This is a genomic window from Streptomyces sp. NPDC054796 (genome assembly GCF_053611545.1).
In genome coordinates, this window is record NZ_JBSHAO010000034.1 from 84,735 (window position 1) to 94,260 (window position 9,526).

At 73.6% G+C, this 9,526-nt stretch carries 9 protein-coding genes; 5 read left to right on the top strand and 4 right to left on the bottom strand.

What is annotated here, in order from left to right; translation table 11 throughout:
• Positions 1 to 178: 178 nt before the first annotated feature.
• Positions 179 to 2,302 carry a glycoside hydrolase family 3 N-terminal domain-containing protein gene (locus ACWGJ2_RS25930; RefSeq protein WP_453348639.1) on the top strand — a complete coding sequence of 708 codons (2,124 nt, stop codon included), beginning with the start codon at positions 179 to 181 and terminating at the stop codon, positions 2,300 to 2,302.
• An 82-nt stretch (positions 2,303 to 2,384) separates the two neighbouring features.
• Here the strand turns inward: ACWGJ2_RS25930 and ACWGJ2_RS25935 are convergent, their stop codons facing one another.
• A complete protein-coding gene (locus ACWGJ2_RS25935; protein WP_453348625.1) occupies positions 2,385 to 3,152 on the bottom strand; it encodes a maleylpyruvate isomerase family mycothiol-dependent enzyme in 768 nt (255 codons plus the stop codon).
• A complete protein-coding gene (locus ACWGJ2_RS25940; protein ID WP_453348626.1) occupies positions 3,149 to 4,444 on the bottom strand; it encodes an MFS transporter in 1,296 nt (431 codons plus the stop codon). Before ACWGJ2_RS25940 ends, ACWGJ2_RS25935 begins: the two co-directional genes overlap by 4 nt.
• Positions 4,445 to 4,461: 17 nt before the next feature.
• On the opposite strand from ACWGJ2_RS25940, the gene ACWGJ2_RS25945 reads away from it, so the two are divergent.
• From ACWGJ2_RS25945 to ACWGJ2_RS25955, 3 genes are all read left to right on the top strand, one after another.
• Entirely contained in the window at positions 4,462 to 5,694 is a 1,233-nt protein-coding gene (locus tag ACWGJ2_RS25945) for an ROK family protein (RefSeq protein ID WP_453348627.1), read from the top strand.
• Positions 5,695 to 5,698: 4 nt separating this feature from the next.
• On the top strand, positions 5,699 to 6,256 hold the full coding sequence (locus tag ACWGJ2_RS25950) for a GNAT family N-acetyltransferase (RefSeq protein WP_453348628.1): 558 nt from the start codon (positions 5,699 to 5,701) through the stop codon (positions 6,254 to 6,256).
• A 153-nt stretch (positions 6,257 to 6,409) separates the two neighbouring features.
• Positions 6,410 to 6,754 carry an SHOCT domain-containing protein gene (locus tag ACWGJ2_RS25955; RefSeq protein WP_453348629.1) on the top strand — a complete coding sequence of 115 codons (345 nt, stop codon included), beginning with the start codon at positions 6,410 to 6,412 and terminating at the stop codon, positions 6,752 to 6,754.
• Between the two features lie 41 nt (positions 6,755 to 6,795).
• On the opposite strand, the gene ACWGJ2_RS25960 is transcribed toward ACWGJ2_RS25955, so the two are convergent.
• Both ACWGJ2_RS25960 and ACWGJ2_RS25965 read right to left on the bottom strand, forming a co-directional pair.
• A complete protein-coding gene (locus tag ACWGJ2_RS25960) occupies positions 6,796 to 7,374 on the bottom strand; it encodes an ATP-binding protein (protein ID WP_453348630.1) in 579 nt (192 codons plus the stop codon).
• A gap of 168 nt (positions 7,375 to 7,542) precedes the next feature.
• Positions 7,543 to 7,854 carry a hypothetical protein gene (locus tag ACWGJ2_RS25965; protein ID WP_453348631.1) on the bottom strand — a complete coding sequence of 104 codons (312 nt, stop codon included), beginning with the start codon at positions 7,852 to 7,854 and terminating at the stop codon, positions 7,543 to 7,545.
• A 166-nt stretch (positions 7,855 to 8,020) separates the two neighbouring features.
• On the opposite strand from ACWGJ2_RS25965, the gene ACWGJ2_RS25970 reads away from it, so the two are divergent.
• The gene (locus ACWGJ2_RS25970) at positions 8,021 to 9,151 is read left to right on the top strand and encodes a PLP-dependent cysteine synthase family protein (protein WP_453348640.1); all 1,131 of its coding nucleotides are present in this window, start codon (positions 8,021 to 8,023) and stop codon (positions 9,149 to 9,151) included.
• Positions 9,152 to 9,526 lie beyond the last annotated feature (375 nt).

Below are 9,526 nucleotides of genomic sequence, written 5' to 3' on the forward strand. Positions count from 1 at the left end.
GGCATCAGCGGGAGCGGCCGTCCTGGCCTCGTCCGCCACCGCTCTCCCGCTGGCGGGCACGGCCGCCGCGGCACCGGCCTCGCCCGCCGCGCCCGCCGCCGGAGCGGCCCGTGCCGCGCGACGGGCCGCCGCACGGGACCCGAAGACGGAGCGGCGGGTGCGGAGCCTGCTCGCCCGGATGACCGTGGAGGAGAAGTTCGGGCAGCTCCAGCAGCTCACCTGGAACCCCGACACGGGCCCTGGCGAGGGCCAGAACGAGGCGGCGCGCAAGGCGGCGGCCGAGGGACGGCTCGGCTCGGTCCTCAACATCGTCGGCGCCAAGGAGTGCAACGACCTCCAGCGTGTCGCCGTCGAGGAGTCCCGGCTCGGCATCCCGCTCGTCTTCGGGCTCGACGTCATCCACGGCTTCCTCACCACCTTCCCCGTCCCCCTCGCGCAGGGCGCCAGCTTCGACCCCGGAGTGGTCACCTCGGACGCCGAGGTCAGCGCGCGCGAGGCCCGTTCGTGGGGCGTGCACTGGACGTTCGCGCCGATGGCCGACGTCAGCCGCGAACCGCGCTGGGGCCGGGTGGCCGAGGGCAGCGGCGAGGACCCGTACCTCACGGCCCGGCTGACGGCGGCCAAGGTGCGCGGCTACCAGGGCGAGGACTACAGCGCGAAGGACCGGCTCGCGGCCTGCGCCAAGCACTTCGTCGGCTACGGCTTCCCCGAGGGCGGGCGCGACTACAACACCGTGGACCTCTCCGAGCGGCGGCTGCGCGACATCGCGCTGCCGCCCTTCAAGGCGGCCGTCGACGCGGGCGTGGCCACGGTCATGGCCTCCTTCAACACCGTCAACGGCATCCCGGCGCACGCCAACAAGCACACGCTGAGCGAGATCCTCCACGAGGAGCTGGAGTTCGACGGCTTCGTGGTCGGCGACTACAACGGCGTGCAGGAGCTGATCCCGCACGGTGTCGCCGCCGACGGCGCAGACGCGGCACGCCTCGCGCTGGGCGCGGGCGTCGACATGGAGATGGTCAGCACCACCTACGCCGAGCACGGCAAGAAGCTCCTGGAGTCCGGCAAGCTGGACCGGGACCGGCTGGACGACGCCGTGCGCCGCATCCTGCGGATCAAGGCCCGCCTCGGCCTCTTCGAGAACCCCTACGCGGACGAGGACGGGCAGATCGGCGACCCGACCGCGGCGGCGCGCCGTGCGGCACGCGAGGCCGCGGCCCGCTCCGCCGTGCTGCTGCGGAACGAGGACGGCACCCTGCCCCTGGACAAGGGCACCGGCGCCATCGCCGTGGTCGGCCCGCTCGGCGACGACACCCAGGAGCTGCACGGCACCTGGGCGGGCCCCGGCGCGCGCAAGTACCCGGCCGTCTCCGTCCTGGAGGGCGTCAAGAAGGCGGCGCCAGGGGCGAAGGTCACCTTCGCGAAGGGCTGCGAGGTGGAGGGCGAGGACACCGGGGGCTTCGCGAAGGCGCTCGCGGCGGTACGGAAGGCCGACGTGGCCGTCGTCGTGGTCGGCGAGAAGGCGGCCCAGAGCGGCGAGGCGGCCGTGCGCAGCGACATCACCCTGCCCGGGGTGCAGGAGCGGCTGATCAAGGAGATCGCGAGGACGGGCAAGCCGTTCGCCGTCGTCGTCCTCGCGGGCCGCCCGCTCGTCCTCTCCGGCATCGCGGAGGAGGCCCCTGCCATCCTGAACGCCTGGCACTGCGGCATCGAGGGCGGCAACGGCGTGGCGGACGTGCTGTTCGGGAAGGTCAACCCCGGCGGCAAGCTGCCCGCGAGCTTCCCGCGCTCCGTCGGCCAACTGCCGTACTACTACGCGCACGAGAACACCGGGCGCCCCTACGACCCGGACAACAAGTACACGTCCAAGTACCTCGACCTGCCCCACGGCCCGCTCTACCCGTTCGGCTTCGGGCTCAGCTACACCACCTTCGAGGTCTCGGACCTGAAGCTGAGTGCGGCGAGCGCGAGCGCGTCCTCGGTGCGCGGCGGCGGGAGCGAGGTCAAGGCCACCGTCCGCGTCGAGAACACGGGCGACAGGAAGGGCGACGAGGTGGTGCAGCTCTACGTCCGCGACAAGGTCGCCAGCCTCGCCCAGCCGGTGCGGCGGCTGCGCGGCTTCGAGCGGGTCACCCTGAAGCCGGGCGAGTCGCGCACCCTCACCTTCGCGCTCGGTGCCGAGGACCTGGGCTTCCACACCAACGACCCGGACGGCGAACTGCGCGTCGAGCCGGGCGAGTTCGAGATCTACGCGGGCACCAGCGCGGAGGCGTCGCTCAAGCGGACCCTGACGCTGACCTGATCCGACGGGCCTGTCACCGGCCTGCCCCGCCCCGCGCGCCTTGCGGGGCGGGCCGGGGCCCGTACGTCCGCCGCGTCCGAGGTCAGACGCGCGCCGTCGCCTGCCACAGCTCCGCGAGGGAGGCGTCGCCCTCGACCGTCAGCCCGTCGAAGGAGCGCCGGTTCCACAGGGCGAGGCAGAGCAGCTCGGCGGGCCCGCTCACTTCGCAGTCACCACCGTCGAGTGGGCGGGGGCCGGAGCCGTCCGTGCCCTCGTCCTCCCTGGTCACCTGGAGCGGCGCGTCGGAGAACCGCAGCACCCAGGGCGCCTCGGGCACGCCCGTCGCGCGCAGCCGCAGCGTGCGCGGGGTCTCGGTGCGGAACCTGGTGCGCGCGCGGGTGGCGAAGCCGGTGAGCAGTTCGTCGATCCCGTCGGCCGCGACGCGGGGCGCGACGGGGGAGAGGGTGCGGCCCGTGGCGAGTTCGGCGTCGACGCGGTGGACGGTCGTCTCGTGCGTCTGCCGCCGCGTCCAGAAGTGCAGCGGGGAGGGCGAGCCGGGCAGGAAGGTGAAGCACTCCAGGTCCTCGGGCGCCTCCCTGAGCGCCGTGACCAGCCTCGTGTGGCCGTCCCGCAGCCAGTCGGCCAGTTCCTCGTCGGCCACCTTGACCTCGTCGAAGCCCTGTCGCTCGGTCAGCGACTCGGTGACGTAGCGGGTGGCCCAGCGGTGCACCTGGCCCTGATGCAGCGTCAGGTCGCGGACCTGCCAGCCGGGGCAGGAGGGCACCCCGGCGTCCGGGCCCGCGAGTTCCACGGCGCGCGCGAACAGTTCGCCCTCGCCTTCCAGTGCCGAGAGCAGGTCAGCGGTTCTCATGGCCGGGATTCTGCCAGTACCGCACGTCGGGTGGTATAGGCGACGGCAGCGGCCACGGCCGCCAGCAGCGCCACCGTGGTCAGGGCCGCCGTTAGCGAGAACCACTCCGCGAGGAAGCCGATCGCGACGGGGCCCAGCAGCATGCCGCCGTAGCCGAGCGTGGAGGCGGCGGCGACGCCGCTCGGGCCCGCGAGGGCCCCGGCGCGCGCGATCGCGATGGGGAAGATGTTGGCCAGCCCGAGCCCGGTGATCACGAAGCCGGTGAGCACCAGCCAGACCGAGGGCGCGAGGGAGCCCAGCAGCATGCCGGCGGCGGCCATGGCGCCGCCCCCGACCAGGGCGCGGACCGGCCCGAGCCGCTCCAGCAGCGCGGTCCCCGACAGCCGTCCGACGGTCATCGCGAGCGCGAAGACCGAGTAGCCGGCCGCGGCGACTCCGGCCCCCGCGCCCAGGTCGTCGGTGAGGTGGAGCGCGCTCCAGTCGGCGAGGGCGCCCTCCCCGTAGGCCGTGCACAGCGCGACCAGGCCGAGGACGATCACCAGCCAGCGGGTGCGCCCCGTCATCGTGCGCGCGGACTCCCCGCCCGGCCCCTCCTGCCTCTCCGGCCCCTCCTGCCGCGCTTCGGCCTGCGGGGGCGGAGACGGGAGAGCGGCGCGCGCGAGCAGCGGACGGGCCGCGACGGCGGTGATCAGCAGCCCCAGCACCGTCAGCAGCAGAAGGTGCCGGGTGGGCGAGAGCTGCCCCGCGATCAGCCCGCCCAGCCCCGCGCCCAGCATCCCGCCGAGGCTGAACGCGGCGTGGAAGCCGGGCATCACGGGGCGGCGCAGCGCGGCCACGACGTCGACCGCTGCGGCGTTCATGGCCACGTTGATGCTGCCGTAGGCGGCGCCGAACACCAGCAGCACCAGCCCGAGCGTCAGCGCCGAGTGGGTGAGCGGTGGCAGCGCGACGCTGAGGGAGAGCAGCAGCGCGGAGGCGACGGTCACGGAGTGGTTGCCGAAGCGGTGGCAGAGCCGTCCGGTGAGCATCATGGTGACCATGCCCCCGGCGGAGACCCCGAGCAGCGCCAGACCGAGGGCGCTGGGCGAGGCCCCGGTCTGCTCCTTGATCGCGGGGATGCGGACGACCCACCCGGCGAAGATGAAGCCGTCGAGGGCGAAGAACGCGGTGAGGGCGATACGGAGACGGCGCAGAACCGGGTCGGTCGCGGGGAGAGCCGCGGGGGGAGAGGAAGTGCTGCCGCGCCCCATCGCACCGGTCAGCGCCGACCGTATTTTGTTCAGTGTCGGCACAAAGCAAGAATAGAGGGGTGACCCACACGCGTACAACAAAGCTGGAGAGAGGCCGCAGCGCCCTCGGCCCGGCGCTGGAACTCGTCCACACCGGAAGGGCGCCCACCCGGGCCGTGCTCACCGCCGAGCTGGGCGTGACCCGCGCGACGGCGGGCGCGGTCGCGGCGGAGCTGGAGACGCTCGGGCTGATCACCGTCGACTCGCGGCCCGGCGCCGCCGTCGGCACGCAGGGCCGCCCCTCGCACCGGCTCGCCGTCCGGGAGGACGGACCCGTCGTGCTCGCGGTGCAGGTGCACGCGGACGGCTTCCGCGCCGCGCTCGTCGGACTCGGCGGACGCATCGTCGCGACGGCGCCCGGCTGCGGCACCGTCGAGGCCGACCCGGCGAGCGTGCTGCGCGAGGTCGTCGAGGAAGGGGCCCGGCTGCTGCGGGAGACGGGGCGGCGCTGCGTGGGGGCCGGGCTCGCGGTGCCCTCGGCCGTCGCCGAGCCCGAGGGCACCGCGCTCAACCCGCTCCACCTCGCCTGGGAGGCGGGGGTGCCCGTGCGGGACGTCTTCAACCAGTGCCTCGCCGAAGCGCGCGTCCCGGGCCCCTCAGGGGAGACCACGGCGAACGGCTTCACGGCGAACGACCTCAACCTCGCGGCCCTCGCCGAGCACCGGCACGGCGCGGGGCGCGGGGCGCAGCACCTGCTCGTGGTCGGTACGGGGCACCGCGGCGTCGGCGGCGCGCTGGTCCTGGACGGCCGCCTGCACACCGGGAGTTCGGGGCTCGCGCTGGAGGTCGGCCATCTGACCGTCGACCCCGGCGGGCGCCCCTGCCACTGCGGCAGCCGCGGCTGCCTCGACGTGGAGGCCGACCCCCTCGCGTTCCTGGAGGCGGCCGGGCGCCCGCCAGGACCCGAGGTCTCGCTGCTGGACCAGGCCCGCGAGCTGATCGCCGCCGAGTACGCCACGAGCGAGGACGTACGGGGCGCCGTCGGCACCCTCATCGACCGGCTCGGACTCGGACTCGCCGGGCTGGTGAACATCCTCAACCCCGACCGCGTCGTCCTCGGCGGACTGCACCGCGCCCTGGTGGAGGCCGACGGCGACCGCCTGCGCGCCGTCGTCGCCGACCGCAGCCTGTGGGGGAGGAGCGGCAGCGTGCCCCTGCTGGCCAGCTCCCTCGACCACGCCAGCCTGGTGGGAGCGGCCGAACTGGCCTGGCAGCCGGTGCTCGATGACCCGCTGGGGGCGCTGGGAGGATAGCCCCATGCGCATCAGACCGGGGAGGGACGGGGACTTCGAAGCCCTGCGCGAGATCGAGCGGGCCGCGGGCCTGGCCTTCGGCGACCTGGGCATGCACGCCGTCGCAGAGGACGAGCCGCCGCCGCTCGCCGTCCTGCGCGACTACGCGCGCGCCGGGTCACTGTGGGTGGCGGAGGACGGCGAGGGACCCGGCCCGCGCTGGGGGCCCGGGGGAGGGGACGGGCCGCCGGTGGCGTACGTGATGGTCGAACCCGTCGACGGCAACGTGCACATCGAGCAGATCTCGGTGCACCCCGCCAGCGCGCACCGCCGCATCGGCCGCGCGCTCATCGAGCACGTCGCGTCCCTGGCGACGGCCGACGACGTCCCCGCGCTCACCCTCACCACCTTCAGCGACGTCCCCTGGAACGCGCCCTACTACGAACGCTGCGGCTTCCGCCGCCTCCCGGAGTCCGAACTGACCCCGGGCCTGCGCCGGATACGCGCCCACGAGGCGGGCGCGGGGCTGGACCGGTGGCCCCGCGTGTGCATGCGCCGCGAACTGGGGGCGCGGCAGGGGTAGGCGGGAGGGGACGGTCTCGGGCCCCGTACTCCGGCTGGGGTAGCCAAGGCGCCTCTGGGTGTACGACGACGCGGGGCGCGGCGCGCGCGAGTCTCGGTGGTGAAGGAAGCGCAGGAGACGGCAGGGCCGTCGCTACCGAGGAGTTGAACCGTCATGAACACACTGGCGCAGTGGCACGGGAGCGGGGGACCCGGGCCGTGGGTGCTGTTCCTTCCGCTGGTCTGGGCGGCCGTCATCGGCGGTGCGGTGATGTTGCTGCGCCGCACCGTCCGGCGTGGTGCGGCGCGGCCCGGATGGCCTGGACGGCCGCCGTGGCGGGCCGCGCCGGGCGCGGACGCGCCGCGTGAACACGGGCCGGGTGGTCCGAGCGGACCGGGTGGTGCGCTCGGTCTGCTCGACCACCGCTTCGCCTCGGGCGAGATCGACGAGGACGAGTACTGGCGGCGCCTCTCCGTGCTGAACGAGAGCGCGCACGGCCGCGAGGGCGGCAAGCCGTAGCCTCCCGCGCCCCTGTCGTGGCGGCAGCCCGGGTCGCCCCCTCACGGGGTGGCGGCCACCGCCTCGCCGGAACCGTTCGCGCTCTGCCCGGGCCCGGTGACCGGGCCCGTCGCGGCCCCTTCCAGGGCCATGGCGGCGGGCGGGGACGGGGCAGGGGCCGCGGCTCTCGGCTCCCTGGGCGCCGTGGCGCCGTGGCGCCCGTGCGACGTCGAGAAGGCCGCGGGCAGCGTGAACCACACGACCTTCCCCGAGCCGTCCTGCTGGGCGCGCATCCCCCAGCTCGCGCTGAGCGCGGCGACCATCGCCAGCCCGCGCCCGTTGCACGCGAGAGAGTCGGCGACCCGCACCCGCGGCAGATTCGGATCGTGGTCCCGCACGGAGACCGTCAGCCGGTCCCAGAGAAAGGCCAGCTCGACGGTGCAGTGCTTGTCGGGGCCCGCGTGCCGGTGCACGTTGGCCAGCAGTTCGGTGACCCCGAGGGTCGCCGGGTCGATGAGCGGGTCCAGGCGCCAGTAGCGCAACTGGGCGCCGACGATCCTGCGTACCTGCCCGATACGGGACGGGAGTGCCTGGAACTCGACGGCGCAGTGCCTGCTGGGGCTGGCGGTTCGACTGATCACCACTACGGCTCCCTGCGGAGGGCGCGGAAGGCTTCGAGCGCGAGCGCGACAAAAGGATCAGATGTGACGTAGGGCACAGATCCAGAATGAGTCGGCACGTACAGCCGCGCAACGCGGGGCCCTCAAGCGGAACCCGTCGGTCCCGCCGTCCCGTCGTCCCGCCAGGGTTCAGCGCCCCAGGACACCACGTTCGGCCGCGGCCTTCGCCCGCGCCGTGCGCACCGCGCTCAGCAGGCCCTCACGGTGTCCGAGGCCGAACTGGAGGAGATAGCGGGTGCCGCCCAGGGTGGCCATGGCACGGTCACGCAGCCCATAGCCGCTGATCCGCACCTTGTCCAGGGGCGCACTGTCGATCTCGCTGCCATAGCTCGTCATCAGCACCAGTTGGCCGTCCCTGACCAGAACGTGCCCGGCCCGGGTGAGCGAACGGAGCATCCGCCGTATCTCCACTCCGGTAGCGTCGAACTCCGGCTCCGCCACTGTCTGCCTCCCACCAGATCATCGCAGCTCGGGTACCCCTGCCCTGCTGCCCTACACCCCTGTCCGCAGTGTGCACGCAAGCCGGGCGGTCCACCAGAGCCCCTCTTATGATCGCCGGGTGAGCACCACCGAACCGGCAGCGGCTTCCGGGCCAGGACAGCCCGCTGTGAACCAGGAAGTCGTCCCGCCCCCCACCGCCGTACCCACCGTTGACGTGGACCGCAGCGACTCCGACTACCGGAACTGGCTCAAAGAAGCCGTCCGCAGGGTCCAGGCCGACAACAACCGCAGTGCCGACACCCATCTGCTGTCCTTCCCGCTGCCCGAGCGGTGGGGCATCGATCTCTACCTCAAGGACGAGTCCACCCATCCGACGGGCAGCCTCAAGCACCGGCTGGCCCGCTCGCTCTTCCTCTACGGGCTGTGCAACGGCTGGATCCGCCCCGGCAGGCCCGTCATCGAGGCGTCCTCCGGCTCCACGGCCGTCAGCGAGGCGTACTTCGCGAAGCTGATCGGGGTGCCCTTCATCGCGGTGATGCCGCGCACGACGAGCCCGGAGAAGACCCGGCTGATCGAGTTCCACGGCGGCCGGTGCCATCTCGTGGACGACCCCCGGACGGTGTACGAGGTCTCGGCCGCGCTGGCGGCGGAGTCCGGGGGGCACTACATGGACCAGTTCACCTACGCCGAACGGGCCACCGACTGGCGCGGCAACAACAACATCGCCGAGTCGGTCTACGACCAGATGCGCCGCGAGCGCTTCCCCGAGCCCGCCTGGATCGTCGCCACGGCGGGCACAGGCGGCACCTCGGCGACCATCGCCCGCTATGTGCGGTACATGCAGTACGACACCCGCGTCTGCGTGCCCGACCCCGAGAACTCCTGCTTCTTCGACGGGTGGGTGAAGGGGGACCCCCACGTCTCCAGCGACAGCGGCTCGCGCATCGAGGGCATCGGCCGGCCCCGGATGGAGCCCAGCTTCGTGCCCGCCGCCATCGACCGGATGATGAAGGTGCCCGACGCCGCGAGCGTCGCCGCCGCACGGGCCCTGGAGACGGCGCTCGGGCGCAAGGCGGGCGGCTCCACGGGGACCGGGTTGTGGAGCGCGCTGAAGATCGTCGCGGAGATGGTCGCGGAGGGGCGCACCGGCAGCGTCGTCACCCTGATCTGCGACCCGGGCGACCGCTACCTCGACAAGTACTACTCCGACGCCTGGCTCGCCGAGCAGGACCTGGACATCCGCCCGTACGCGCAGGCCATCGAGACCTTCCTCGCGACGGGTGAGTGGCCCGGCTAGCGGTTCCCCTTCGCGGGGGTGCGCAAGGAAACGAGGGGTCACCCCTTCACGCTGGTGTGCCCCCTCACGGGGCGCGAGGTCGACCGCCTCACGGGGTGCCCGGCTTCTCGGGGGCGCGCTCTGTGGGTGCCCCTTTGGGGTTGGTTCGCGGCTGCGGCCCGGTGGCACGGGTTGTGCCCACCCTCCCCCAGCTACCGCTGGGAGGTACCCCCTCGCCATGCGGAACGCCTGCCCACAACAATGGCGAGCCGCCGCCGTCGGCTTCCCGTGACAGAGCTGGGCCCGTACCGCCAGGTGCGGGCACACAGCATGGGGACAAGCGGAGGGGGCACCGGCGGATAGTTGGCCACCGGGTGGGAGGGGACGTGGTGGGGT

Bases quoted from the DNA above. Each gene is read 5' to 3' on its own strand.
- ACWGJ2_RS25955 (WP_453348629.1), top strand. From the start codon at position 6,410: ATGAACACACTGGCGCAGTGGCACGGGAGCGGGGGACCCGGGCCGTGG.
- ACWGJ2_RS25950 (WP_453348628.1), top strand. From the start codon at position 5,699: ATGCGCATCAGACCGGGGAGGGACGGGGACTTCGAAGCCCTGCGCGAG.
- ACWGJ2_RS25930 (WP_453348639.1), top strand. From the start codon at position 179: ATGACCGTGGAGGAGAAGTTCGGGCAGCTCCAGCAGCTCACCTGGAAC.
- ACWGJ2_RS25935 (WP_453348625.1), bottom strand. From the start codon at position 3,152: ATGAGAACCGCTGACCTGCTCTCGGCACTGGAAGGCGAGGGCGAACTG.